Here is a 24,716-nt window from a genome sequence, read left to right as displayed (position 1 = left end):
AGGCAGCGCAGCGGCGCTGTTGCTAAGCCCGGGAAACCAGTTCCGCGTCCTCGTCCGACGCCGCCTGCTCACGTTCCAGCCACGGCCCGGCCGCGTAACCAATCACGACGCCGACAGCCACTTCCGCAGCCAGCCACACCGCAGTCCAGAGCGGGTCCGGGCCGATGTCCGTCAGACGGCCGATTCCCGCCGAGCCGCGGGCCAGCCACGCCAGGCCAAAGGACAGGAGCCCGGCTGCCAGTCCCGCGAGGACCCCCAGCACCAGGGTGGAGACTGTTGCCGTGAACCAGCGGGCACGGACCTTGATGGAAAGCCACTCATCGAAGTGGTTTTCGCCTTCGCGGAGGAACCACCAGCCGGCCAGCACGCCCGCCAGCACCGGGACGATCAGGGCCACGAAGGCGTAGTCCAGCGGCCCGGACGGGATGGCGGCCAGCACCGGGATGGAGGGCAGCGGTCCGACGGCGGTTCCCAGGGGACCCACCTGAGAACCGACACCCATGGCAAAGCCGGCCCCCGACGTCCAGGCCAGGGCGAAGACCGCAAGGTTGGGAAGGAAGCCGAGCTGTGCGATGGTCAGGGCGGCACCCCCTACGGCGCCGGCGTCGAGCGCCTCATAGACGGCAACCACAAGGTTCCAGTGGATGAACAGGTCAACCGCCAGCAGCACGCCAGCCAAGGCCAGCGCGGAAACGGTGGCCACAAAACCGGCCTTGCCGGCGGAAGCGAGGTAGGAGCCCGCCCACCGCGAATGCTGGCTGGTGCGGGAAATCCAGTCCACGGCGTCGACGCCGATGAGCCTGCTCCAGGAACCCGCTTCACGCCGCGCGCCGATCACCATGCCGAGCGCGTAGGGAATGAGAGGAATCAGCATGGCGAACCAGGGATTGATGCCCACATCCGGGGTGCGGCAGACGAAACCGGTGGCCGTCCCGAAGGCGGCGTAGACAACCCATGAGCCGAGCAATGCCTGCCACAGCTGGTCTGTGTAGGAAGCGCGGGCAAGGCGCCGTCCGGCACGCCAGGCAAGGAGGAAAGGCAGCAGGGTAAGGCCCAGCGGAATCAGCGACAGAACGCCGGATTCCCCGTTGCCGGCGGCGTCGGAGCCCGCGGCGCTGAGTTCCAGCGGAACTCCGTGGACCAGCAGCCAGGACTGTCCCGCCAGCCGGGCCAGGACGTCGAAGGAGCTGTCCTGGAAGCCGGCAGTGGCCCACACGGCGATGATCGGGGCAATCACCACCAGCGCGGAAATGGTGGCTGCCTGCGCCGTTTCGAGGGCACCCTGCAGCCACAAGGGCATGGGAAGGCCACGGTCTCCGGTCTGGTCAGCACGCATTTTCATCGTGCCCCATGGTGTCACGGCAGGGGCGTCCGGGCCGGGAACGACAGGCTCATCCGCTGGATCGCCTGTAAGTCCCGCGCAAGCTGTTCCGGAGCTTTTCGCGGTGGTCCGCCGTAAAATTTAACTGTCCACAACGAGTGGATTGGAGGGAAGAAATGACTACCGCATCCCCACATGCACACGGCGTTCATTTTGGCCGGGCAGACGTCCAAAACGCTGGCATGGGAGTGGGAATTATTTTGATGCTGGTCGGCGTCCTGGGCTTCATCCCGGGTGTCACCACGCAATACAGCGAACTGATGTTCCTCGGACCGGCGTCGCACGCCATGTTCCTGGGGCTGTTCCAGGTGTCCATGCTGCTCAACATCGTGCAGTTGGCCATCGGTGCCACCGGCTGGGCCATGTCCCGGACAGAACACGGAGCACGGAACTTCCTCCTGGGGGCCGGCGCGCTGTACATCGTCCTGGCCATCTTCGGGCTCATTGTCGGAGTAGATTCAGCGGCGAACTTCCTGGCCCTGAACATGATGGACAACTGGGCACATCTGGTGCTGGGCGTCGTAATGATTGTTGCCGGCTGGCTGTTCTCCAGGACGGCGGCCCGCAGGCTATAGCCCGGAATCCGTAAACCGGGAAACAGGAGCCGCGAATGAAGAAGAACCCTAAGTTCTGAAGATATTCGTCCTACTGGCTGGTGCAGTTGCCGCCGTACGCGTGGACTGCACCAGCGTTCAAGAAAGTTCCGCATGCACAACGACGCCGGGAGCCCGTCTGTGGACTCCCGGCGTCGTGTGCTGTGCGCTTGCCTCCGCGGCCGTCCGTTCGAGGGCGCCTCAGCGGTGCTCTCAAACGTTAGCGGTAAAGCTTAGCGGCGCGCGTCGCGGTCCACGCCGTCCGCGTCAATGTGCTCCTTGCGGACTTCCTCGCTGACCGTGACGTCGTCCTGGACAACGTCCTTGTCCAGGCGGACCCGCTCCACCGGAACGGTTTCCTTGTCCACGACGGGGCGCTCCTCGTGCAGGATCACCTCGTGCTCCTCTTCACTGATGTCCGGGCCGCCCAAGGCCTCGCCGCGGTTGGCGTCCGTAATGGGCTCGCGCTCCAGGCGGACCTCTTCACGCTGCACGGGCACAGTCTTGGTGACATTTTCCGTGGTGACGTACTTCCGCAGCCGGGCACGGCTGGTCTCCTGGCGCTCGGTGCCAACATGGAGCTTTTCCTCGGAGCGCGTCATAGCGTCGTCCGTGGTGGGGCCGGAGGTGTCATGGCCAACGGTGTGGCGGTCGGTGGCGTCCCGGTCCAAGTCGCGGTCCCGGTCGCCGCTCACACCGGCGGTGGGGGTGCCGGCGTTCAGGTCTGCATCGCCCTGGAAGTCGACATCCGTCCGGGTGTCCACGTCGTCGTTCCGGGTGTCCGAGTAGGTGCGGGCACCACGCTCGTAGTAGGTGTACAGGCGGTCCTCCTCCTCGGGGGTGAGGTGGCCGTCCACATCGACGCGCGGCGCGTCCTTGACGTGCTCCTTCGTGTAAGGAACCACCAAGTCGTCGCCCTGGCTGTGTGCTCCCTCAACGGGAATGAAGGACTGCGAGGTGCCAAAGAGGCCCGTCTTGACGGTGACCCAGGTGGGCTCGCCGGTGTCGTCGTCCGCGTACAGCTGGCCGATGGAACCGATCTTCTCGCCATCTGAACCGATGACGTTGCCACCCTTGGTGAGCAGGTTTTCGATGTTTTCCCTGTTGAGCATGACGTCTCCTTGGATGTGTCGTTGCGCTGGGCTTTGCCAACAATGTGGATGTCCCGGCACCGGGTGTTTCCGGCGCTGGCCTTCGCCCCGTTGCTTGAGGCTCTGCGTTAGCTGCACTCCTACACTAAGCATGCTTAGCATCAAATGCAAAGCCTACTTAGTAATTTTTTCAGTGATGCGTCCTGCTGTTCATGCAGCCTTTCCCCCACAGTCACATCCAATCCCCCGCACGGCAACGCCGCCCGCACACCGTGGAGGGGTGAGGATCGCAATTGTTGCTGAATCATTCCTGCCGCTGATGAACGGCGTGACGCACTCCATCCTGCGCGTGCTGGAACACCTCGAGAACCGGGGCGACGACGTCCTGGTGATCGCGCCTTCCACGCTGGACGGGGAAGCGCCGGAACATGTCCGGGGCGCGGAGATCCTCCGGCTGCCGGCTGTGCCGCTGGCCGGCTATGCAAACGTCAGGGTGGCCATGGGCGGTGTGTACCGGGTCAAGCGAATCCTTGCCGACTACGCACCGGACGTTGTCCACCTCGCCTCGCCGTTCGTCCTTGGCTGGCGGGCGGCACAGGCGGCGCACCAGCTGGGCATTCCCAGCGTGGCCATTTACCAGACCGAAGTCCCCAGCTATGCGGCGAGATACGGTGTGCCGTTCCTGGAGAACTGGGCCTGGAACCGGGTTGAAAACATCCATCTGCTCGCCACCCGGACCCTGGTGCCGTCCACGTTCGCGCTGAACCAGTTGCGCGGCCGCGGCATCCCACGGGTGCAGATGTGGCGCCGGGGAGTGGACACGGCACGGTTCTCGCCGGAAAAGCGCGACGACGGATGGCGGGCTTCCGTTGCTCCCGGCGGGCAGCGGATCATCGGCTACGTGGGACGGCTGGCCGTGGAGAAGCAGGTGGAGGACCTGGCTGCCCTGGCCGGGATTCCCAACACCAGGCTCGTGGTTGTTGGCGACGGACCCCAGCGGGCTGCCCTCCAAGACGCCTTGCCGGACGCCCTTTTCACCGGCTTCCTGGGCGGCGAGGAACTGGCCCGGGCCGTCGCATCCTTCGACCTCTTTGTGCACCCGGGTGAGTTCGAGACCTTCTGCCAGACCATCCAGGAGGCCATGGCATCGGGTGTGCCGGTGGTAGCCACCGGCCGGGGCGGGCCGCTCGATCTGGTGGAAAACTCACGGACAGGCTGGCTCTACGAACCTGGCGACCTGACCGGCCTGCGCGGCCACGTGCTCGACCTGATGGGCGACGCCGCCAAACGCCGGGCGTTCGCTGCTGCAGCCCATGCTTCCGTGCAGGACAGGACGTGGCCAGCGCTGTGCGGGGAGCTGGTCCGGCACTACGAACAAGTCATTGCAGCCGAACCGGCAACGGCATCAACGGGCTTTCGGACGGGGGCAGCGCAGTGAAGGTCTCGGTGATCGGCTGCGGCTACCTCGGCGCCGTCCATGCGGCCACGCTCGCCTCCATGGGCCATACCGTGGTGGGGATCGACGTCGACCCCGGCAAAGTGGACCAGCTGGCACGCGGTGCCGCCCCGTTCCACGAACCCGGACTGGACGAACTCCTGCGGGACGGGCGGATCACCGGCCGGCTCACCTTCTCCACCGACGCCGCCAGCGCGAAGGACGCGCAGGTCCACTTCCTGTGCGTGGGCACCCCGCAGGACAAAACGTCCGACGCCGCCGACCTCACCTTCCTGGTCTCCGCCATCGAAACGCTGCTTCCGCACCTGGCCGCGGGCGCCGTCGTCGTGGGTAAATCCACGGTGCCCGTGGGCACGGTGGAGATGCTGCGCGGCGTCCTGGCCCGGCGGCCGGACGTGCTGCTGGGGTGGAACCCGGAGTTCCTCCGCCAGGGGACCGCGGTGAAGGACTCGCTGGTGCCGGACAGGCTGGTGTACGGCGTGGACGGCGGGCGCGGAGGCGCGTTCCATCCCCGCAGCGGCGCCCCGCTCGGCGTCACGGCGGCGCTGGACGCCGTCTACGAACCGCTTCTCCGGGCCGGCATTCCCCGCCTGGTCTGCAACTTCGCCACGGCGGAGCTCATCAAGTCGGCGGCGAACGCCTACCTTGCCACCAAAGTGAGTTTCATCAACGCGGTGGCCGGGCTGTGCGACGCGTCGGGAGCGGACGTGGCGGAGCTGGCCGAGGCCATGGGCATGGACCCGCGCATCGGCGGGCGGTACCTGCACGCCGGCCTGGGTGTCGGCGGCGGCTGCCTCCCCAAGGACATCCGCAGCTTCCGGACACAGGCCGTCCATGCAGGGGTCACAGCCCTGGACGACTGGATGCGGCTGGTGGATTCGGTCAACCTTGGCCAGCGTGAACGCACCGTTGCCCTGGCTGCGGACCTTTCCGGCGGCAGCGTTGCCGGCCGCTCCATCACTGTCCTGGGTGCATCCTTCAAACCGGACACCGACGACATCCGGGACTCCCCCGCCCTGGACGTCGCCGACCGGCTCGCGGCGGCCGGGGCGCACGTGACCGTCACGGATCCCAAGGCAGTAAACAACGCCTGGCGGCGTTACCCGCGCCTGCGGTTCGAAGCGTCAACGGAACGGGCGCTCGAGGGTGCCGAGCTGGTGCTGCTGCTTACCGAATGGGATGAATACCGCCGCCTCTGCCCCGCCGCTGCCGGAGCACAGGTACGACGGCGGGTGGTGCTGGACGCGCGCAACGTACTGGACGCCACGGCCTGGCAGGCCAACGGCTGGTCGGTGCGGGGCCTGGGCACCGGCAGCGCTGCGGCACACGCGCCCGTGCACGAACCCGCACCGCTCACTTCCTGACGGCCCGCGCCAGGAAGTCCGGTCAGCCCAGCAGCCCCAGCTCTTCAAAAGCGAGTGCCACGCCGTTGCCTGCCGGCCCGGCGGTGGTCCGGTCCGCGACGGCCAGCACCGCAGGGTGTCCGCCTTCCACGGCGATGCCCACACCTGCGTACTCCAGCATCTCAATGTCGTTGGCGCTGTCCCCAATGGCCACAATGTCCGCGCGGTCAAGGCCCAGGTGCTCCTCCACCACCTGGATGCCCACGGCCTTGTGCGTTCCGGCCATGAAGATCTCGCCGGCCCGGTCGCCTAAGGCGGACAAGGAACTGGGAATCAGGCCTACCTGCGGCCCGAGCCCCGCCACCAGCTGCGTCAGCGGAACCGGGGAATCAAAGCAGGAAATTTTGGCGTAGGACGTGGAGCGGAGGTCGTCGCTGTACTGCATGGGCCCCAGGATGTCCTCCAGGGGATCAACATCGGTGCTGAGGACCCCGTCGTGCTGCGGGCGCCCGGCGAAGATAGGGCCGAGCACCTCCCGCAGCCTCTGGTCCACGCCCGTCCGGCCGTGCAGCGCCTCGGGTGCTTCCAGGATGTAGGCGGCACCATGTGCATCCAGTGTTTCCACGATGAGGGCTGCCAGGTCCGGGTCGAAGCGGGTGTCCTTCAGGACTTCTCCCCCGAGCTCCACCCGGGCGCCGGCGCCGGTGATGCTGCCGTCGAAGCCGGCTTCCAGGATGTGGGTTGGGACCATGGACAGCGGCCGCCCGGTGCAGACGAAAACCAGGTGTCCCAGCCGGCGTGCTGTCCGGACCGCGTCGACGTGCGCGGCAGGCGCCAGTCCGTGGTCCGCGTAGGTGCCGTCGATGTCGAGGAAGATGGCACGTGGCCGAGTGGTCTGCTGGCTGCACATGCCGGAACTCCTTGGTTTGTTGCGGGGACAGTCAATCCTATCGAAGCCGATCCTCTGCTGCCCGGGCGGGAATTCACAACCAATAAGCGGAAGTGGTGCATTCCAGCCGGCAAAACTGACAGTCATCCCGTGATAATCAAACTCTTGCAGAGCAGTAAGCACGCTGATTGAATTATGGAACCGGAAATGGGGGCCCGGCACAACTTACTGACAAGGAGTGACAACATGGGCATTCTCGGATTTCTCATTTTGGGCCTGATCGCCGGAGCCATTGCAAAGGCCATCCTGCCCGGCCGCCAAGGCGGAGGCTGGGTGGTCACCCTGGTCCTCGGCGTTGTCGGTGCCATCCTGGGCGGCTGGATCGGTTCGCTGATCTTCGGCGGAGGCCTGGCCGAGTTCTTCGATATCCGGACCTGGCTGCTGGCAATTCTTGGTTCAATCATCGTGCTGCTGGTTTATGGTGCAGTCACTAACCGCAGCTCCCGCCGGGCATAGCGGCCCCTTTATTTATACAACCAAAAAGCGCTGTCCTCCATGCGGGGGCAGCGCTTTTGCGTTGGCACTGCAAGGACCGCCAATGGGCCCGCAGCAGTCCGCCCGGAACCGGTTCCGGGCAGCCGGCCCCATTTCAGCCTCTGCGCTCTATGATGTCCGAGGGGGGGTGGTGTGTTGACTGATTCTTGGAACCACAGCACGGGTGCGGCAGCAGAAACTTTCGGAACTGTCCTGGATGCGAGCCCGGACGCGCTGCTGGCCATAGCGGCGGATGGCAGCATCGCTATGGCCAACGCCGCAGCCGGGAGGCTGTTCGGCTATACGGCCAGCGACCTAACCGGGCGGGACCACCGTACACTTCTCGCTGAAGGCTTCCGCAGCGAACCGGACCAGCTTTTCGCCCGGCTCCGTGCCCTGCCCGGGGACCATCCGCCGCCGCGGGAAATCTACGGGCTGCACAGCAACGGAACGGAATTCCCTGCCGAGGCAACGGGATCATTGTTGCCGTGGGATGCGGCACCGCTTTTCCCTCCAGCACCTCCGCAGGCTGAGGGAGCTTGGCAAGCTCCGGACGGGAAGCCGGGACCGGACGACGGCGACCGCGCGCATCCGCTGCTCCTGCTCTCGGTCCGGGACACTTCCCACCGCCAGGCCGCGGACGCCGACCTGCGGGAAGCGATGTCCCTGCTGACCGCCACGCTGGAATCAACCGCGGACGGCATCCTGGTGATGAGCTCTGAGGGCAGGGTGGCCGGTTTCAATGACCAGTTCCTCACCATGTGGGGCATCCCGCCGGCACTCATGGAAGGTGACACTGAAGAGCCCATCATGCGGCTCATCATCGAGCAGGTTGCGGATCCCGCCGGCTTCCTCACGCGGGTCAGCGCGTTGGAGGATGACCCTGCAGCAGAAAGCCACGACGTCCTGGACTTCACGGACGGGCGAACCTTTGAACGGTATTCGCGGCCGCAGCGGGTGGGCGACAAAATCGTTGGACGGGTGTGGAGTTTCCGGGACGTCACGCCACGGCGCCAGGCCCAGGAACAAGCCCACCAGGCCATGATTGACCTGGCCGCGCAGGCCGAGAAGCTGCGGGCGATGGCGTTCCAGGACCCGCTGACGGGACTGGCCAACAGGGCGGTGTTCAACGACGCCCTGGCTAATGCCCTGCGGGAACCGCGGCTCAAGGCCGTTGACGTCCTGCTCCTGGATTTGGACGACTTCAAGGAAGTCAATGACATCCTTGGCCACCAGGCCGGCGACGACATGCTGGTTGAAGTGGCCCGGAGGCTCCGTGGCTGCACCCCCACGGCCGATGTGGTGGCCCGGCTGGGCGGAGACGAGTTTGTGGTGCTCCTGACCGCCTGCCCGGATGCGGATGCGATCGCCGAATGCATCGTCCGGTGCCTGCACGTTCCCGTCACCATCCAGGGCACGGTCCTGCGGCCGAGCCTCAGCCTGGGACTCGCGTCGCTGGGCCGGGACAGCGTGGGCGCCTCAGAGCTGCTCCGGCAGGCGGACATCTCGATGTATGCGGCGAAAGCCGCCGGCAAGAACCGGTTCCTGCGGTTCCATCCGGACATGATGACGGCCCTGGTGCAGCGGACCCACATGGAGGCCGGCCTGCAGCTGGCCGTGGCCCGGGGCGAAATCACGGTGGATTTCCAGCCGATAGTTTCCCACCGCATGGGCCAGGTGGTCACGTTCGAGGCGCTGGCCCGGTGGGACAGGGACGGCGGGCGCGTCCCGCCGTCGGTCTTTATCCCTCTGGCCGAACGCACGGGGCTGATCAACGAAATCGGCGCTGAAGTGATGGCGCTGGGCATGGTGCAGCTGGCACCGTGGCTGAGCGAGGATCCGTCCCGGTCGCTCGCCGTGAACGTTTCGGGGGTCCAGCTGCAGGATCCCCTGTTTGCCCAGACGGTCCTCCGGCTTGCGGAAGCCAGCGGCGTCGCCGCCTACCAGCTGGTCCTTGAGGTCACCGAGAGCGTGTTTTTCGACGCCGACTGCAGCCTCATCAAACAGCTCAGCACGCTGCGGGATGAGGGAGCCAGGGTTGCCCTGGACGACTTTGGCACCGGCTACTCCTCCCTGGGGAGGCTGCAGGACCTGCCGGTGGACACGGTGAAGATCGACAAGACCTTCATCTCCATGGTGCGCACCGGAAGCGAGCGGCTGCCCATCCTCAGCTCCATGATCAACATGGCCCACAGCCTGGGTTTGACCGTCACGGCAGAAGGTGTGGAAACGGCGGCGCAGGCGGATTACCTGGCGGCCCTGGAGTGCGATTCGCTGCAGGGATACCTGTTCTCGCTGCCGCAGCCGGGCCGGCGGATGGAGAACGCGCTGCAGCAGGCGGAGGAAGCCCTCACCGCGCTGAAGGAACGGTAGGAAGGACGACGGCGGGAGGCCGGCTAAGCGGCCTGCTTGCGGCCAGCCTGTTTCGCGGTTTTCTTCGGCTGGGATGCTGCGGGTGCAGGCGGCGCTGCGTGCTGGACTGCCGGTTCTTCGCCTGCATGCCCGGGCACCACCTGCTGGACGATTGAATCTTGGTCTTCCAGGTACCCGGCGTAGGCCGTTTCGGCGTCGCGGTTGCGGCGCCAGCGGCGGAGCAGGTCGGCGGCGGCCAGGATGCCCGCCAGCGGGGTGAGGACCGCAGCCGCGTAGACAAACAGCATCCAGGTCAGGGTGGTCAGCGGAGGCTGGTTGTTGTGCAGGAGGGACAGCCCGCCCAGGAGTCCCACGGCCCAGAACAGCAGCACGGCGGTAAGGACTGCGGCGGCCGGAAAATACTGGTTGCTCACGATCTTTTTCAGGGTTTCCATGCACTTTCCTCCTGCCTGGCCGGGGTACGGCAACAGCCGCTCACCACAAGTATGGGGCTCAGGATCAGCCAAACCGTGCAAGACGCCTCGGCGAGTGATGAACGTTACTGGCGCGGCCGCCGTCGTCCGCTGTTGCAGGGATCTTCCGCTGGTTCAAGGGGCGCACTAGCGTGGGGCGTGTCCGCTCACAAAGCCCTGCAGGAGGTCCCCATGCGCAAAGTCACTGCCGGCCTGTTCCACTCCGTGGACGGCGTGGTGTCCGATCCCTATAAGTTCCAGTTCGACAGCTTTGACGACGAGCTGGGAGCCGGCCTGACCACCATGATGGAAACGGTGGACACGGTGGTGCTGGGCCGGATCAGCTACCAGGAGTGGGCCGGGTACTGGCCCACCGCGCCCGTGGACGAGGACTTTGCCGCCTTCATCAACCCGGTGGAGAAGTTCGTGGCGTCGCGGACCCTGGCGGAACCTCTCGAGTGGCAGAACTCGCGGCTGATGGACGCGCCGCTGGAGGAGTTCGTGGCGGGGCTCAAGGAGCGCGACGGCGGGGAAATTGCCGTGTGCGGCAGCATCTCGATCACGCGGCAGCTGCTGTTCGCCGGCCTGCTGGATTCCTTGACGCTCATGACCCACCCGGTGGTGGCAGGGAGCGGCCGGCGCCTCTTCCAGGACGGCGACCCCACCACAAGGCTTGTGCTTCTGGACCAGTCCCGGACCAGCAAGGGCAACGTGATCAGCACCTACGGGCGGCTTGGGGCGTAGGCCCTACTCACCGTCCCGCGACTGTGACAGGGTTTGGATATGGTAAAGACATTATTGGGCCTGACGACGAGGCCGTGCCCGGCACTGGCGTCAATGACCATGCCTGGGAGCGGGAGCACCGGTATCCCACCCCGGAGCAGGCCCGGTCCATCGGGTACCGGCGCAGGGACGCCGAAGCGAAACTTGAGCAGCACCAGCAGGAGGCCCGGGAGAAGGCTGACCACGCGGAGGAACAGGACACCCCGGACAAGGACACCAATCAAAAGGACACCAAGGAAGAGGGCGGCTAAGGACCGTCAGGTCCAGCGCCTCCCAGATTCAGCGCTGCGCGGCAATGGCCTGTCCGACGGCGGCGATGTCCGCTGGCGTCGTGCGGCAACATCCGCCGATGATGCGGGCGCCATGGTTCAGCCAGGTGGCGGCCCCGCCGGCGGGGTCCACGGGGTGCGTGTCCCCGTTCCCCTCTCCGGGCGCAGTGGTTGGGCCCCAGGTTTTGGTGACGGGATCATAGGTTTCGCCTGAGTTGGGGTAGGCAACCAGCGGCTTGTCCGTCGCGCTGTGGAGGGCGGCGAGCGCGGGGGTGACCAGGTGAAGCGGCACGCAGTTCACGCCAATCGCGGCCACCAGGGGGTGTGCGTCAAGGAGCCCTGCCACTGCCGTGAGCGGGGTGCCGTCGCTGACATGGGCGCCGTCCCGCAGGGAGAAGGAGAACCAGGATTCGACGCCGAACTCCTCTGTGAGTGCCGCCAGCGCCTCGGCTTCGGCGAACGACGGGAGCGTCTCGCAGGCCAGGAAGTCCACACCGGCAGCGACGAGTGCGGCGACCCTTGGCCGGTGGAAGTCCATGAACTCCTCTTTCCCCAGCATGTAGTCGCCGCGGTACTCCGAGCCGTCTGCCAGGTAGGCGCCGTAAGGACCCACGGACCCGGCGATGAGCAGCGCGCCTGCGCCCGGGGTGGCAGCCAGATGGGCGCGGCGGGCCTCATCCGCCAGCCGGACCGACAACGCCACCAGCTCCAGGGCATCCTGCCCGCTCATTCCCCGCCGCGCGAAGCCGTGCGGCGTTGCCTGGTAGCTGGCGGTGGTGGCAATCCTGGCACCCGCGGAGAAGTAGTCGCGGTGGACGTCCCTGATCAGGAGCGGGTCTTCGAGCAGCACTTTGGCCGACCACAGGGGATCGTCGAGGTTGCAGCCGCGGCCCTCGAGTTCCGTGGCCAGGGCGCCGTCGGTCACGAGGTGTTCCCCGGATTCCAGCAAGGACGAGAGCTGCGTGGTCGAAGGCATAGTAGTCATAATACGCATTTGCCTATGCTTGTAATGATTATTTCTTTCTGTCACGATGGCTGGCAGCCGTCACCCGGCGGAGGAAAGAGGCAGGGTTCTTGGACGTTCGACTTCACCCGGTACGCAAGCTGCGCGTGCACTGGCCCATTAGCGGCACCACCTTCGGGCAACTGTCCAAGGGCGAGCCGGACGCCTTCCGGGATGATCCGGGCATCGCGCACCTGCTGCAGGCCCTGGCCGAATTCCGGGAACTCGGCGACTTCGGCCACTATAAGCACGTATTTGAGTCCAGCCTCGGTTTCGAGGGCTTCACTACTGCCGAGGGCGCCAACCCCACCCTGGGACGCGTGGGTGAGCAGACCCTCTCGCCAACCTTCGTTTTCACCACCTATTTCGACGCCTCGCTGGGGGACGCCGCCGTCGAGCGGTTCATGCGCCGCCTTGTGGAGATCCACCCCTGGGAAGTCCCGGTCATTGAAGTGACCGGCCCCATCAGCGTCTCCAGTACCGCACTGGCACCGCCGGCAGAAGCATCAAAGACTGAAGCACCCATGGCAGAAGGAGCAGCCGCATCATGACGGACACCAGCACCACGTCGCTCTGGGAGGGCCTGCAGTCCGTGATCGCGGGCCGGCAGTTCGTGGACCTGACGCACGCCTTCCACCCGGGCCAGCCACACTTCGCCGCTTTTCCGGATGAGCAGCGCGAAGCCCTCTTCGACCTGGACAAGGGAGACGGCTTCACCGCCCACCGCTACACGATCGTGGGCCAGTGGGGAACCCACGTGGACCCGCCATCGCATTTCATCCGCGGCGGCAGGACGCTGGACCAGATTCCGGTGGAGGAGATGATCCTTCCGCTGGTGGTCCTGGACATCAGCGATCGGGTGGCCGGCAACCCGGACGCCACCCCCACCTTGCAGGACATACAGGACTGGGAGATCCGGAACGGCACCGTCCCACCGGGTTCCTTTGTGGCCCTCCGTACGGGCTGGAGCCGCCGCTGGCCCGATCCGGAGGCAATGGCCAACCGGGACAGCGACGGCGTGAGCCACACGCCCGGCTGGTCCCGGGAAGTGCTCTCCTTCCTGGTTGAGCAGCGTGCCGTGGCCGCCGTCGGCCACGAACAGACGGACACCGACCCGGGTCTGGCCACATCCCGGCAGGACTTCAGCCTGGAAACCTATGTCCTGGACCAGGGCCGCTGGCAGATCGAACTGATGGCCAACCTGGACGGACTCCCGGAGTCCGGCGCCGCCGTCGTCGCTTCCTGGCCTAAGCCCCTCGGCGGCAGCGGCTTCCCGGCGCGGGTGTTTGCCATCTGCTGAGCCCGGCGGGCCGGCCTTGTCCTCGGCTCCCCTCAGCCGACGTCGCGGGCCTGCACCGAAGTCGCCGGAAGTGTGCGTGCTCGCCGGGGCGTTCCGGCGTCCCGGCACTGTTCCGGCGATTCCGGCGCTCCAGCGGCGAAGCACCCGGCAGCCCGGGCAGGGAAAGCACCTCAACTAGACTCGACTCCATGCCAAAAACCTCCAGCATGGGCCGCGGAATCATGGCCCTCCTTGCCGTGGGTGCACGCCATGCAGCGGGGTATCCCGGAGGAACCGTGGCGGACATCGCCGCCGATCTTGGCAAGGACCGCAGCCAGGTCTCGCGCAGCCTCCGCAGCGCCGAACAGGAGGGTTTCCTCCGGAAGACCAGCCAGCGCACCTACAGCCTGGACTGGTCCGTCCTCACTGACGCCCAGCTGCTGACCGAACGCCGTTTAGCGTCCGACGGCGGCACCGCCTTGGACGCGCTGGCGGGAGAAACGGATGAGGCATGTTTCCTGGGGGTCCTTCACGGGGACAGCACGGTGACCATCGGCGAAAGCGTCCCGGCCAGCACCAACCTGGTGGGCTCGTGGCTGGGCCGGCCCTACCCCGCGTACTGCAGTGACGCCGGGCAGGCCGTGCTGTGGGAGGCATCGGAAGCAGAAGTCCGGACCGTCTTCGCGGATGTGGCGTTTGTGCGGCACGGCCCCAACACGCCCACCAGCGTGGACGATTTCCTGGCGCGGCGCGAAGCTGCCCGGAACCGGGGCTACTCGATCGTGGACGAGGAGGCCGAGCCGGGGCTCTACTCCCTGGCCGTCCCCGTCCGGGATTTCAAGGGCGACGTGGTGGCCGCGCTGCAGATCGTTGGCATCAGGGACCGTCTGGAACCGCACCGGGAAGCGTGCGCGGAAGCACTTGTGGCCCGGGGAAAGTGGCTTGAGCAGAGGCTCGGGTACCAGCCGCAGCGTTAGCTGGCACCCGCGCCGGATCCGAGCCGTTCAGCGGCCCTGGTGAGCACAGCCGCCGCAGCTGCCGCATCCTGGCCCATCCCGGCACGGCTGCCCAGCGCACTCAGCGAGGCAAGGATGGCACCGCCGGCGTCGCGGACAGGAACCGCGAGTTCCAGCACGTCGTGTTCGAATTCCTCGGCTGCGGTGATGAACCCGGCACCACGGTCGCGGACCATGAGGTCCCAGACACCATCGGTGGAGTGCGCGGCCCCCGGTCCCCCGATGCCGACGTAGTTCACGTCCTGCAGCAGGGCATCCAGCTCCGGCCGGTCAAGGTCCCACAGCAGGGCCCGGCCGGCGCCGGTGCACCAGGCCGGAGTCACCATGCCCGGCTTGACGAAGCTGCCGGGGATGGCGTCGTTGCTGGAGGCCCGGACCAGGATCACCCGGTAGCCGTCCCGGACCGAAAGCCGGGCGCGCAGTCCCAGCGCCGCCACCAGCGCCTCAAGTTCGGTCTTTGCCTCCCGGACCCAGCCCGTGTTCAGTGCCGCGGCCAGGCTGAAAAAGCGCGGACCTGTCTGGAACGGCCCGCGGTCCACGCGCTCCAACAGTCCGAGATCGCACAGTTCCTGCGCCAGGCGGGAGACGCGGCTCTGCTCCATGTCCAGTTCGGCAGCCAGCTGTGAAACGCCCAGCAGTTGGCGACCCAGCTTCTCCCGATCAGCTACCAGCCGGACAATCCGGAGCCCCTGCGCCATTGACGACGCCTCAGCGGACGAATCCACGCTTATCTGCCCCTCCCGGCCGGTCACAACGTCCCATTCTTCCACGCCCCGCCTCTCAGGGGCGGTGGGGCCCTGCGGCGGAAAGGACGACGGCGCCCGCCCGGCAAGGTGCCCCAACGCACCTGCCCGGCAGCCGCCGTCGTCCGCTCCTTGCTTCCTTGTTAGCCGGCTGACACGGCCCTGCGGCCGTAGCGGAAGTGGAACCAGGCGTAGCAGGCGGCCACAAAGGGGATGCCGAAGTAGAGCGCGGCGGCCTGGGTGGGATCGAGGGCGATGCCGATCAGGGAGATCACGCACAGCGAGAACGCCAGGATGGGCACCAGCGGGAACAGCGGCGCCTTGTAGGCGAGGGTGCTGATGTCACCGCCGCTGCGGACGAACGCGCGGCGGTGGAAGAAGTGCGAGGCGGTGATGGACATCCACACGCCCACCACGGCGAAGCCTGCGACGGAAACCAGCACCAGGTAGACCGTTTCCGGGGCCACCACACTGCTGATCAGCGATGCGACGCCGCCCACCATGCTCACCGAGAGCGCTATGAGGGGGATGCCGCGGCGCGTCAGCCTCTTGAAGGCGCGGGGGGCGTGGCCTTCGTCGGCGAGGGAGTAGAGCATGCGGGCGCAGGAGAACAGGCCGCTGTTGCCGGCGGAGAGCAGCGCGGTGATGATGACGAAGTTCATGATGTCGGCGGCGAACGGCAGGCCGATCGCTGAGAAGACGGTGACGAACGGGCTCTCATCCAGGCCCACCTCGTTGTACGGAATGGTGGCGGCGATGACGGCGATGGCTCCGACGAAGAAGATGAGCAGGCGGATCACGGTGGTGCGCAGGGCCTTGGGAATGCTGGTGGCCGGGTCCTTGGTTTCGCCGGCAGCTACCCCAATGAGTTCCGAGCCGGAGAAGGCGTAGAAAACCGCGAGCACGGTGACCAGGACGCCGGTGAAGCCGTTGGGGAACAGCCCGCCCTCGGTGGCGAAGTTCTCGAACAGGAAGGGGTGCTCGCCCCCGCCGCCGAGGGGCCGGAAACCGAACAGGGCCGCACCACCCAAAACAATGAGGCCGATGATCGCAGCGACCTTCACGATGGCGAACCAGAACTCGGACTCGCCGAAGAACTTGGAGGACACGGCGTTGAAGCCGAAGAGGACGGCCGCGAAGACCAGGCACCAGACCCAGACCTCCACGTCCGGGAACCAGCGCTGCATGAGCAGGCCGGAGGCGGTGAACTCGGAGCCGATGGCCACTGCCCAGCACAGCCAGTACAGCCAGGCGGTGGCAAAGCCCGTGGCGGGGCCGATGGAGCGGGCGGCGTAGATGTGGAAGGCACCGGACACCGGGTAGGCAATGGCGAGTTCGCCCAGGCACGCCATCACCAGGTACACCACGAATGCGCCGATGAGGTAGGCGATGACCGCGCCGAGCGGGCCAGCTTGGGAGATGGTGTAACCGGAGCTGAGGAACAGTCCGGAGCCGATCACGCCGCCCATGGCGATCATCACCAGGTGGCGCGGGCCCATGGAGCGGCGGAGTCCGGAGTCGGCTGCAGGGGGCCTGGCCGGCTGGGCGTCCAGCTTCACGTCTGTTGTGGGTTCCACGGGCGTCTCCAAGGGTCGGACTCAGCAATGGGAGCGCGCGCAGTCCCCTGGTCCCGGTCCTTGGCAACGAAGATATGCGCGGCGGCAGTGTTGAAAGTAGCACGGCTGCCGAATTTCTAGTCATCAAATACATGAGGTCATGCTTATATTGCACGCTGTTACGCGGTTGCGATTGGCACGAAGCCGGGCGTCAGGACCACGGGGCCGGGTCAGTGGCGCTTTCCACGGCGGGGGAAGCTGATCGGGCTGAACCCCCGACGGTGCCGGAGAGTCCGGGTTGGCGCTGGAGCACCTCGTTGACCGCCTGCCGAACCGTAAGCCTGCCTCCGCCAGCCCAGGCAAGGCCGAAGCGGATGGGACCGGCTTCAGCCCTGGCTTTGTCGATAATGGCATCAACTCGTCGTCGTTCTGCCTGATCCAGCGACATACCGCGGTGTGCACGGTAGGAGTCCGCCGTGGCGAGGAGGCGGAGGGCAAAGTCATAGCGTTTTTGTGACGCATAGACGCCGCCCAATGAGTCAAGGAAAGCGGCCAGGTTGCCCTCCGCCCCTAGCTGGAGTGAGGCGCTGATAGCTTCGATGAGAAGGAGCTCGGCACCGTCGTAATCGCCGGCCTGTTCGGTGCTCTCTGCAAGATTGGTAAGCACAACGCCCAGGAGCCACCGGTCCCCTAGGCGGCGGGTCAACTCCGCGCACGCCCTGCACAGTTCGAGTGCCCGCGGATGGTCCCCGGCACAGTAAGCCTGACGGGACAGGACAACCAGCGACCCAATTCTGACCCGAAGACTGGCGCCGGGATAGGACACGGCCTCCGCTGTAAGCCGCTCGGCAGTAGGGAAATCACCACTTTGTGCTGCCTGCACGGCCAGACACAGGATGGTCCACGCAACACCCGGGCTATTGCCGGACTTTTCAAACGCTTGAAGGGCACGGCGGTGGAGGTGGGCCGCCTGGTTATACCTGCCCAGGGTCCATGTCAGCGTGGCTGCTCCGCTAAGCGCTGGTGCTCTAAGCTGCGGCGCCGCATCCGGTGTTGCCTCCACGAGCTCCACGGCCATTCGCTGCTGCTCGGTAACGTCTCCAGTGAGTTCCCAGTAATGCCAGAGCTCTCCCACCAGCCGAAGTGCCAGTTCCGTCGAACCACCCGGCCCTGCTGCCCAAAGCAGTGCCGCGCGAAGGTCGAGGGCTTCGGCGTGAAGCACTCGGAACGCCTCCACCTGGCCAGCACCCCACAATAGCGGACCCAATCTCTCAGCCAGGGCAAGGTAGTACTCGGCATGCCGCCGGCGCACGTCGTGTTGCTCGGGAAGCAGCGCCAGCCGGTTACGGGCAAATTCACGGATGGATTGCAGCAGCGACACACGCCGCCGTCCTGCATGGTCGGTGTAGCGCCGGAGCAGGCTGTTGCGGGCGAGCGCGGACAACAGCTCTTCGGTGGAAAGCGCGCCAAAGGGAAGGGTGACTCGCACGGCGTCAATCGCTTCGGTCGTCGGATCGTTGGCGAAAACTCCGAGTTGGACGAAGAACAGGCGCTCCGGGTCCTCCAGCAGCTGGTAGCTCCACTCCATTGTGGCCGTGAGAGTTCGCTGCCGGTCGGGAAGGTCACGGAAGGCGGCAGGCACTGCGGCCAGGCTGGCTTCCAGGTCAACGAGGAGATCGTGCTCGCTCAGCTGACGCAGTTGGGCTGCAGCCAGTTCGATGGCCAGCGGCAGGCCGTCAAGGCGGTGGCACAGCCGCGTCAAGACTGTCGCGTTTCCTGGATCCACCGTGAAACGGGGGCGGACCGCCCTGCCCCGGCTAAGGAGCAGCTTCATTGCAGGCACCTCCCGCAACCGGTGCAGAGGCAGGGGCGGGTCGAGGGGCGGCAGCTCAAGTGGTGCAAGTTCAAATTCGTACTCAGGACGCAACCCCAGCCGCCTCCGGCTGGTAGTGAGGATCCGAAGCTCCGGGGCTGCGGTGAGCAGGTCCAGCACCACTGGCCAGGCGTTTTCCAGGTGCTCGAAGTTGTCCAGGACCAGCAGCAGGCGGCGGGCTTGCAGAAAACGGGACGCGATTTTCAGCGGGTCTTCGCCCGCCGGCGCCTCCAGTCCGAGTGCCGCCGCGATGGCCCCCGGCACCTGCTCAACCTGGGTGAGTGGGGACAGATTAACCCAGCCCGCGCCGTCAGGCATGCGCTCACCCAAGCGTGCGGCCGCCGCCATCGCGAGACGGGTCTTCCCTGCCCCGCCCGCCCCTGTGACGGTGACAAGCCGGCATCCGTCGGAGCGGTAGAGCGAACATACCTCCCCCAGTTCAGCATCCCGACCCACCATGGGGGTGAGTGCGGCAGGCAGGTTGTCGAGACGCTGCCTGGCGCGGCGCTTTTCGTTCACGGCGGGTGCCCCGAGGGATGCATCCTGACGCAGCACCAGTGTTTCCAGCTCCCGCAAGCGTTCCCCGGGATCAATGCCCAGCTCGGCCGCAAAGGTTTTCCTGGCCGTCCGGCAGGCGGCAAGGGCGTCTGCCTGCCGGTCGGAGCGGTATAAGGCAAGCACCAAAGACGCCCACAAGCGCTCCCGGAAGCGATGCTGCGTTACCAGCCTGTGCAGCTCCCCCACAACGGTGGCGTGGCGGCCCAGTGCCAGTTCAACGTCGAAGAGGTCCTGGTATGTGTCCAGCCGGGCCTCCTCCACTTCTTCCAGGTCTGGAACCAGCAGCTCAATGTCGGCAAGGTCCGGAAAGGCAGGGCACACGAACAATTCGAGGGCCTGGCGCAGGCGGACCGCCCCGCCGGCAAGTTGGCCCGCTTCTACTGCACGTTCTCCGGCTGCAACGTGCGCGCGGAACTGCAACAGGTCGAGTTCGTCGTCTTCAACAGCCAGGAGGTAGCCGCCGGGCCGGCTGGCCAGGCGGTGCGAAGCAACCCCTTTAAGACGGTTGGGCTCAAGCAGGTTCCGCAGGTTCGCGACGTGCACCTGCAGCTGCGGGCCCGGACGAGAGGGCGGGTGGCCGTCCCAGAGGACTTCAGCCAGGAAATCGGCGGGTACCACTGAGTTCGCCCGCAACGCCAGGCATTCGAGGACAATACGCAGATTGCGGCTGCTGACGGGAACCTGGACGCCGTCAGCGATCACCTCCAACGGACCCAGTGCCCTGATCCACAGTGCGCCCATCGCCGAGCACCCCTCACTGACCGGCCACGGAATCGGGCTGTGCCCTATCCCGTGGCGTTTTCCGACCAGCGGCCCCTGGCGCCCGCCCCGTCCTAACGCGCCCCGAGGAGCGACATCACCCCCATCATGCTCCCGGGCCCGTGCTGGATCCAGAGTTAGCCGTTGGATTAAGGCTCCATTAAGCCCCCAGGGCCACTCTTGAGCCACTCACACCGAGTACATCTGAAAGGAAGATCCGATGAAAACCAGCAGCACTCGCATATTGGCTCCCGCTGCCCTTGCCGCAGCAGCGCTCGTCGCACCTCTGCCTGCGGTCGCAGCTACCCCCGTTCCTCAACCGATTGTTTATGAGTACACCGCGCCTTGTCCCGGATCCGAGGATAATTTCTTGTCCTTCACAGCGGTGGGAAAGGTTGGCGAAATCAACCTTCCCGGTGGTCGGAACATCTATACAGCTCCAGGCTTGCGAGTCACAGTTACTGGACCTGATGGGGACTCTCGGACTTACATCGCCACTGGGGCAACAACAACCCGGCCCCTGGACAAGGGCAACGTACTCTTTACCGCGACTGGAACCAATGTCATCACTGTGCCTGAGATCAACGACCATCCTGCAGGGGTTTACTACACGGCCGGAACCGTCAACTGGATTCTTGACGCCGATGGGAATGAAGTCGGTGACATGTTCACCGGGAAAGGCAAAGTGACCGATCTCTGCAAGTTGCTGGCTCCGGTGTCCTAGCTCAGGTTCCGCTCCAGCATCTGCCCAATGATCCGGGCGCCTTCGGGGAAGGCGCCCGGATTCGTGCCCGAGAAGTTGAGCCGGATAAAGGGACCCGCCGGTTCCGCCGGAAACCATTCGTCCCCGCGGGCGACGATGACGCCGCCAGCTTCGCAGTCCCGGACCAGCCGCTGCAGGTCAGCCCCGTCGGGCAGGCGCAGCCACAGGTTAAGTCCGCCTCTCGGCACCTGCTCAATGTGCGCCTGCGGGATGTGCTCCCGGACGCTGGTGACCAGCAGGTCCCGGCGGGATTCAAGCTGGTGCCGCAGGCTGCGAAGGTGCGTCTGCCACCCGGGCTGGGTAACGACGTCGAGCGCTGCCGCCTGCAGAAGCCCGCTGACGTACATCGACTCCGCGGCCCTGTCAGCGAGGATGCGCTCCCGCGCCGGACCGCGTGCAATCAGTGCGGCCACCCGGATGGACGTGGAGACGCTCTTGGTCAGCGAGCGCAGGTACACGACGTGCCCGGAGTCGTCGCGGGAGGCGACCGGCACGGGGTGTGAGCTGATGCCAAAGTCGTGCGCCCAGTCGTCCTCCACAAGGAACGCACCTTTGGCACGGATCACGTCAAGGACTTGGTCGCGCGTCTCCGCTGACCACTGCGCGCCCGTGGGGTTGGCGTAGTTGGGCTGCGCATAGAAAACCCTGGCGCCTGATTCGTCGAAGGCGCGGGCCAGCTCCCCCGGTTCCGGCCCGTCCGGTCCGCTTGGCACCGGCACCACCCGCACCCCCGCCTGGGCGGCGGCCAAAATGGCACCCCAGTAGGAGGGTGACTCCATCAGCAGCGGCTGCCCCCTGCCCACCAGGGCACTGAAGATGGAGCTCAGTCCGCTCTGGCTGCCAGGAAGTACGACGACGTCGCTCGGGTTGGGCGGAGTTATCCCAGCGGGCGTGGACGCGCCGAGCTCATGCGCGAACCACGATTGCAGCTCCGGCATCCCCGCGGCGGGAGGCCGGGACAGCGCCGCGTCTCCGCGGGCGGCCCGGGTGAGCGCTGCCCGGACCAGCCGCTCGGGCAGGAGCTCCCTGGCAGGGTAGCCCGAATGGAAGGAAATCGCGTCCTGCGGTACCTCCCGCATGGTCGAGGAGGCCTGTGGCAGTGCCGCCAGCGGGGAGCGGAGGGCCGCCGTCTGCCAGCCGTAATCCGACGGGCGTGCCATGCGGACTGCCCGCACGAAGGTCCCGACGCCCGGCCGGCTCTCGATGAGCCCCTGCGCCGTGAGGGTCTGCAGGGCCTTCTGCACCGTGACGGGACTTGCCTGGTAGTCGGCCACCAGGGACCGCGTGGAGGGCAGTTTCGCTCCCGACGCCGCAGTGGCCATCCACGTTTTCAGATGCGCCACAATCCGCGAACTGCTATCGTTGTCCATGAGAGACAATAGTAGCGCTACTCTTCGGCGGCGCACAGCGTTATCCCACTCCAGCTCAGCCGGCTTGTGGCTCGGTCTCCTTGGAGTCGCGGCATTCTCGCTCACGGTCCCGTTCACCAAAGTGGCGGTCGCAGGCCTGGCGCCGCTCTTTATCGGGTCAGGCAGGGCAGTAGTGGCGGCTGCTTTGGCGGGTGCGGCACTGGCACTTACCCGGCAGGCGCTCCCCCGCGGGACGCAATGGTTCCGTGTGGCGGTCGTGGCGGCCGGCGTCGTCATTGGCTTTCCGCTACTCACCTCCTTTGCCCTGACCAGCACCGCCGCAAGCCACGGCGCCGTTGTCATCGCCCTGCTCCCTGCCGCGACGGCCACCGCGGCCGTCCTTCGCGGGCGGGAACGCCCACCAGCGGCGTTCTGGCTCGTCAGCGGTGTGGGCGCCCTTGCGGTGACCGTCTTCGCATCCGTCCAGTCCGGCGGCCTTGGCGTCCTCCACTGGGCAGACCTGCTGCTCCTCGGTTCCGTGGTGGCCGCCGCCATCGGCTACGCGGAAGGCGGCCTGCTGGCCCGGGAACTCGGCTCCTGGCAGACCATCTCGTGGGCGCTGGTCCTCGCCTCGCCGTTGATGCTGGTCCTGGCTGCCGCCTCCGCTGCCCAGCAGCCGCCGTCAGCAACCCCCGCGCAGTGGGCAGCGTTCGGGTACCTCGCCGTAGTGAGCATGTTCCTGGGATTCTTCGCCTGGTACCGCGGCCTGGCCATCGGCCCCATCGCACGGGTCAGCCAGATCCAGCTCATCCAGCCCGTCCTCACCATCTGCTGGGCGGCCGTCCTGCTGGGTGAGGCCCTGACCTGGTCCACGGTCCTGGGCGGGCTGGCCGTCATCCTGTGTGCCGCCGCCGCTGTCCGGGTTCGGCTCAAGCCCGCCCCGACCTCATCCCCCGAACTTCATCCCGCATCAAGCCAGCCAGTATAGGACTAACCCATGTACATTCCAGCCCACTTCGCCGCTGTCCCTGAAACCGTGCAGCACCTGCTCACCAGGCCGGGTGCGGCGAACCTGGTCACCATGACCCCGGAGGGCCTCGTGGCGACACTCCTGCCGTTTGTCTACGACCCCGACGCCGGGGAGTTCGGCGCGATGCAGGGACACGTGGCGCGGAACAACACGCAGTGGTCCGCGCCCGTCGTCGGGGAGGCCCTCGCCATTATTCAAGGTTCGGATGCCTACATTTCCCCGTCCTGGTACGCCTCCAAGGCCGAGCACGGGCGGGTTGTCCCGACCTGGAACTACACCACTGCGCACGTGTACGGGCGGCTGGTGATCCATGACGATCCGGCCTGGCTGGACCGGCAGGTCCGGCGGCTCACCGGAGTGCACGAGTCCGGCTTCGACCATCCTTGGGACGTGGACGATGCACCGGAGCGCTTCATTGCCGGGCAGTTGCGGGCCATCGTGGGCGTGGAGCTGGTCATCACCCGGATCGAGGCCAAGGCGAAGCTGAGCCAGAACCGGCCGGAAGCGGACGTGGACGGCGTGGTGGCGGGCCTGGTAGCCCGCGGTCAGTCCGAGTCCGCGGCGGATGTAGAGCGCGCCCGCCGACCCAACTAGGTAGCGCTAAGTGTCGTTTTGACGGCTCATAACGACACTTAGCGCTACCCAGTTACTATCCCCAGCACCTCCGTGACGTCACCGGCTGCGAGGGCTAGAACTTAATCGGCCTTGACCAGTTCCTCGCTCTGCTCCCACAGGCGGCGGGCCAGCTCGGCGTCGTAAGCCTGGGGGTTGGCCTTGGCCAGCGCGCGCTTGTAGTAGTACGCACCGGAGATCCAGTCCTTGCCCGCCGTGCCGTTGATCAGCCACAGCAGGGTGTCGGCACCTTGGTCCGGGGTCAGCATGAAGCGGTTCAGCAGGGTCTTGTAAGCGTGCCGGAAGGGGCTGGTAGAGTCCGCCGCGAAGTTGGTGCGCACAACGCCGGGGTGGAACGCCGCCGTCGTGATTCCCTGTTCGCCAAAGCGGCGGTGCAGCTCAGAGGTGAAGAGAATGTTGGCCAGCTTGCCGGTGCCGTAGGCGCGGTTGGTGGAGTAGCCCTGCTCGGAATTGAGGTCGAACAGGTCCAGCTTGCCGAAGCTGTTGGCGCCGCTGGAGGTGTTGATCACCTTCGCATTGCTGGCAACGAGGGTCTCCATCAGCAGCGTGGTGAGGAGGAACGGGGCCAGGTGGTTGATCTGGAACGTTGCCTCGTTGCCGTCCACGGTGAGGGTGCGCTTGCCCATGATGCCGCCGGCATTGTTGGCCAGGACGTCGATGCGCGGGTAGTCGGACTCCAGCTGCGCGGCCAGGGTGCGGACCTGGGCGAGGTCGGAGAAGTCGCTGACGAAGTAGTCGGCGTCCAGCTCCTTGGCAATGGCCCGTGTCTTTTCCTCCGAGCGGCCGACGACGACCACCTGGTCCCCTGCTTTGGCCAGGGTACGCGCGGCTGCTGCGCCGATGCCGTCGCTGGCGCCGGTGATCACGATGGTGCGAGGGGTCAAGGGGTGTCCTTTGGTTGGGGAACGTCCGGCGCCCGGTGTGGGCGCGCTGCCTACCGGCACAACGACGGCGGACCGGCGGGTGTTCCCCGGCCCACCCGGCAGGGCA

23 protein-coding genes are annotated in these 24,716 nt (G+C 66.5%); 13 read left to right on the top strand and 10 right to left on the bottom strand.

What is annotated here, in order from left to right; genetic code table 11:
• Positions 1-22: 22 nt before the first annotated feature.
• Positions 23-1,342: a cell division protein PerM gene (locus IEX43_RS03700; protein WP_188809141.1), complete on the bottom strand. Its 1,320-nt coding sequence runs from the start codon at positions 1,340-1,342 to the stop codon at positions 23-25.
• Between the two features lie 155 nt (positions 1,343-1,497).
• On the opposite strand from IEX43_RS03700, the gene IEX43_RS03695 reads away from it, so the two are divergent.
• Entirely contained in the window at positions 1,498-1,956 is a 459-nt protein-coding gene (locus tag IEX43_RS03695; RefSeq protein ID WP_188809140.1) for a DUF4383 domain-containing protein, read from the top strand.
• A gap of 251 nt (positions 1,957-2,207) precedes the next feature.
• Here the strand turns inward: IEX43_RS03695 and IEX43_RS03690 are convergent, their stop codons facing one another.
• Entirely contained in the window at positions 2,208-3,086 is an 879-nt protein-coding gene (locus IEX43_RS03690; protein WP_188809139.1) for a DUF2382 domain-containing protein, read from the bottom strand.
• Between the two features lie 259 nt (positions 3,087-3,345).
• On the opposite strand from IEX43_RS03690, the gene IEX43_RS03685 reads away from it, so the two are divergent.
• Together IEX43_RS03685 and IEX43_RS03680 are read left to right on the top strand one after the other, a co-directional pair.
• Complete coding sequence (locus IEX43_RS03685) at positions 3,346-4,503, top strand: glycosyltransferase family 4 protein (protein ID WP_188809138.1); 1,158 nt, start codon at positions 3,346-3,348, stop codon at positions 4,501-4,503.
• Positions 4,500-5,885 (top strand): UDP-glucose dehydrogenase family protein, encoded by a 1,386-nt coding sequence (locus IEX43_RS03680; protein ID WP_188809137.1) that lies wholly within the window; start codon positions 4,500-4,502, stop codon positions 5,883-5,885. The genes IEX43_RS03685 and IEX43_RS03680 overlap by 4 nt, the downstream gene beginning before the upstream one ends.
• A 22-nt stretch (positions 5,886-5,907) precedes the next feature.
• Here the strand turns inward: IEX43_RS03680 and IEX43_RS03675 are convergent, their stop codons facing one another.
• The gene (locus IEX43_RS03675; RefSeq protein WP_188730466.1) at positions 5,908-6,774 is read right to left on the bottom strand and encodes an HAD hydrolase family protein; all 867 of its coding nucleotides are present in this window, start codon (positions 6,772-6,774) and stop codon (positions 5,908-5,910) included.
• Positions 6,775-6,999: 225 nt separating this feature from the next.
• On the opposite strand from IEX43_RS03675, the gene IEX43_RS03670 reads away from it, so the two are divergent.
• On the top strand, positions 7,000-7,269 hold the full coding sequence (locus IEX43_RS03670) for a GlsB/YeaQ/YmgE family stress response membrane protein (RefSeq protein WP_174175383.1): 270 nt from the start codon (positions 7,000-7,002) through the stop codon (positions 7,267-7,269).
• 174 nt (positions 7,270-7,443) lie between these two features.
• Positions 7,444-9,660 (top strand): sensor domain-containing protein, encoded by a 2,217-nt coding sequence (locus IEX43_RS03665; RefSeq protein WP_188809426.1) that lies wholly within the window; start codon positions 7,444-7,446, stop codon positions 9,658-9,660.
• A gap of 23 nt (positions 9,661-9,683) precedes the next feature.
• Here IEX43_RS03665 and IEX43_RS03660 read toward each other — a convergent pair whose 3' ends face one another.
• Entirely contained in the window at positions 9,684-10,094 is a 411-nt protein-coding gene (locus IEX43_RS03660; protein ID WP_188809136.1) for a hypothetical protein, read from the bottom strand.
• Between the two features lie 210 nt (positions 10,095-10,304).
• On the opposite strand from IEX43_RS03660, the gene IEX43_RS03655 reads away from it, so the two are divergent.
• Together IEX43_RS03655 and IEX43_RS03650 are read left to right on the top strand one after the other, a co-directional pair.
• Positions 10,305-10,856 carry a dihydrofolate reductase family protein gene (locus tag IEX43_RS03655; protein WP_188809135.1) on the top strand — a complete coding sequence of 184 codons (552 nt, stop codon included), beginning with the start codon at positions 10,305-10,307 and terminating at the stop codon, positions 10,854-10,856.
• Between the two features lie 74 nt (positions 10,857-10,930).
• A complete protein-coding gene (locus IEX43_RS03650; protein ID WP_188809134.1) occupies positions 10,931-11,146 on the top strand; it encodes a hypothetical protein in 216 nt (71 codons plus the stop codon).
• A gap of 28 nt (positions 11,147-11,174) precedes the next feature.
• Here the strand turns inward: IEX43_RS03650 and mmuM are convergent, their stop codons facing one another.
• Positions 11,175-12,140 carry a homocysteine S-methyltransferase gene (gene mmuM / locus IEX43_RS03645; RefSeq protein WP_188809133.1) on the bottom strand — a complete coding sequence of 322 codons (966 nt, stop codon included), beginning with the start codon at positions 12,138-12,140 and terminating at the stop codon, positions 11,175-11,177.
• Positions 12,141-12,238: 98 nt separating this feature from the next.
• Here mmuM and IEX43_RS03640 point away from each other — a divergent pair, with 98 nt between their 5' ends.
• The 3 genes from IEX43_RS03640 (at position 12,239) to IEX43_RS03630 (ending at position 14,423) form a co-directional block, all read left to right on the top strand.
• Entirely contained in the window at positions 12,239-12,718 is a 480-nt protein-coding gene (locus IEX43_RS03640; RefSeq protein ID WP_229666301.1) for a hypothetical protein, read from the top strand.
• Complete coding sequence (locus IEX43_RS03635; protein ID WP_188809132.1) at positions 12,715-13,467, top strand: cyclase family protein; 753 nt, start codon at positions 12,715-12,717, stop codon at positions 13,465-13,467. Before IEX43_RS03640 ends, IEX43_RS03635 begins: the two co-directional genes overlap by 4 nt.
• Before the next feature lie 188 nt (positions 13,468-13,655).
• Positions 13,656-14,423, top strand: a complete 768-nt coding sequence (locus IEX43_RS03630) for an IclR family transcriptional regulator (RefSeq protein WP_188809131.1) — start codon at positions 13,656-13,658, stop codon at positions 14,421-14,423.
• On the opposite strand, the gene IEX43_RS03625 is transcribed toward IEX43_RS03630, so the two are convergent.
• The 3 genes from IEX43_RS03625 to IEX43_RS03615 all read right to left on the bottom strand — a co-directional run bounded on the left by IEX43_RS03625 (position 14,420) and on the right by IEX43_RS03615 (position 19,933).
• On the bottom strand, positions 14,420-15,187 hold the full coding sequence (locus IEX43_RS03625) for an IclR family transcriptional regulator (protein WP_188809425.1): 768 nt from the start codon (positions 15,185-15,187) through the stop codon (positions 14,420-14,422). The two genes, IEX43_RS03630 and IEX43_RS03625, sit on opposite strands and share 4 nt — an antisense overlap.
• Before the next feature lie 161 nt (positions 15,188-15,348).
• A complete protein-coding gene (locus IEX43_RS03620) occupies positions 15,349-16,782 on the bottom strand; it encodes an amino acid permease (protein WP_188809130.1) in 1,434 nt (477 codons plus the stop codon).
• A gap of 190 nt (positions 16,783-16,972) precedes the next feature.
• Positions 16,973-19,933 carry a BTAD domain-containing putative transcriptional regulator gene (locus IEX43_RS03615; protein WP_188809129.1) on the bottom strand — a complete coding sequence of 987 codons (2,961 nt, stop codon included), beginning with the start codon at positions 19,931-19,933 and terminating at the stop codon, positions 16,973-16,975.
• Between the two features lie 238 nt (positions 19,934-20,171).
• On the opposite strand from IEX43_RS03615, the gene IEX43_RS03610 reads away from it, so the two are divergent.
• Positions 20,172-20,675, top strand: a complete 504-nt coding sequence (locus IEX43_RS03610) for a hypothetical protein (RefSeq protein ID WP_188809128.1) — start codon at positions 20,172-20,174, stop codon at positions 20,673-20,675.
• On the opposite strand, the gene IEX43_RS03605 is transcribed toward IEX43_RS03610, so the two are convergent.
• Complete coding sequence (locus IEX43_RS03605) at positions 20,672-22,084, bottom strand: aminotransferase-like domain-containing protein (protein WP_188809127.1); 1,413 nt, start codon at positions 22,082-22,084, stop codon at positions 20,672-20,674. The two genes, IEX43_RS03610 and IEX43_RS03605, sit on opposite strands and share 4 nt — an antisense overlap.
• On the opposite strand from IEX43_RS03605, the gene IEX43_RS03600 reads away from it, so the two are divergent.
• Positions 22,083-23,051, top strand: coding sequence for a DMT family transporter (locus tag IEX43_RS03600; RefSeq protein WP_188809126.1), 969 nt, complete (start codon positions 22,083-22,085; stop codon positions 23,049-23,051). The genes IEX43_RS03605 and IEX43_RS03600 overlap by 2 nt on opposite strands.
• Before the next feature lie 9 nt (positions 23,052-23,060).
• Positions 23,061-23,687 (top strand): FMN-binding negative transcriptional regulator, encoded by a 627-nt coding sequence (locus tag IEX43_RS03595; protein WP_188809125.1) that lies wholly within the window; start codon positions 23,061-23,063, stop codon positions 23,685-23,687.
• 101 nt (positions 23,688-23,788) lie between these two features.
• Here IEX43_RS03595 and IEX43_RS03590 read toward each other — a convergent pair whose 3' ends face one another.
• Positions 23,789-24,610: an SDR family NAD(P)-dependent oxidoreductase gene (locus IEX43_RS03590; protein WP_188809124.1), complete on the bottom strand. Its 822-nt coding sequence runs from the start codon at positions 24,608-24,610 to the stop codon at positions 23,789-23,791.
• Positions 24,611-24,716: the final 106 nt, after the last annotated feature.

It is taken from the genome of Pseudarthrobacter polychromogenes (assembly GCF_014644495.1).
In the GTDB taxonomy this organism is placed as follows: domain Bacteria; phylum Actinomycetota; class Actinomycetes; order Actinomycetales; family Micrococcaceae; genus Arthrobacter; species Arthrobacter polychromogenes.
Note: the sequence above shows the minus strand (reverse complement) of the source record. Positions and strands in the feature narration are given on the sequence as shown.

Coding starts and splice junctions, on each gene's coding strand:
- IEX43_RS03635 (WP_188809132.1), top strand. CDS start 12,715: ATGACGGACACCAGCACCACGTCGCTCTGGGAGGGCCTGCAGTCCGTG.
- IEX43_RS03630 (WP_188809131.1), top strand. CDS start 13,656: ATGCCAAAAACCTCCAGCATGGGCCGCGGAATCATGGCCCTCCTTGCC.
- IEX43_RS03595 (WP_188809125.1), top strand. CDS start 23,061: ATGTACATTCCAGCCCACTTCGCCGCTGTCCCTGAAACCGTGCAGCAC.
- IEX43_RS03600 (WP_188809126.1), top strand. CDS start 22,083: ATGAGAGACAATAGTAGCGCTACTCTTCGGCGGCGCACAGCGTTATCC.
- mmuM (WP_188809133.1), bottom strand. CDS start 12,140: ATGCCTTCGACCACGCAGCTCTCGTCCTTGCTGGAATCCGGGGAACAC.
- IEX43_RS03690 (WP_188809139.1), bottom strand. CDS start 3,086: ATGCTCAACAGGGAAAACATCGAAAACCTGCTCACCAAGGGTGGCAAC.
- IEX43_RS03655 (WP_188809135.1), top strand. CDS start 10,305: ATGCGCAAAGTCACTGCCGGCCTGTTCCACTCCGTGGACGGCGTGGTG.
- IEX43_RS03660 (WP_188809136.1), bottom strand. CDS start 10,094: ATGGAAACCCTGAAAAAGATCGTGAGCAACCAGTATTTTCCGGCCGCC.
- IEX43_RS03675 (WP_188730466.1), bottom strand. CDS start 6,774: ATGTGCAGCCAGCAGACCACTCGGCCACGTGCCATCTTCCTCGACATC.
- IEX43_RS03695 (WP_188809140.1), top strand. CDS start 1,498: ATGACTACCGCATCCCCACATGCACACGGCGTTCATTTTGGCCGGGCA.
- IEX43_RS03700 (WP_188809141.1), bottom strand. CDS start 1,342: ATGAAAATGCGTGCTGACCAGACCGGAGACCGTGGCCTTCCCATGCCC.
- IEX43_RS03670 (WP_174175383.1), top strand. CDS start 7,000: ATGGGCATTCTCGGATTTCTCATTTTGGGCCTGATCGCCGGAGCCATT.
- IEX43_RS03610 (WP_188809128.1), top strand. CDS start 20,172: ATGAAAACCAGCAGCACTCGCATATTGGCTCCCGCTGCCCTTGCCGCA.
- IEX43_RS03615 (WP_188809129.1), bottom strand. CDS start 19,933: ATGGGCGCACTGTGGATCAGGGCACTGGGTCCGTTGGAGGTGATCGCT.
- IEX43_RS03605 (WP_188809127.1), bottom strand. CDS start 22,084: ATGGACAACGATAGCAGTTCGCGGATTGTGGCGCATCTGAAAACGTGG.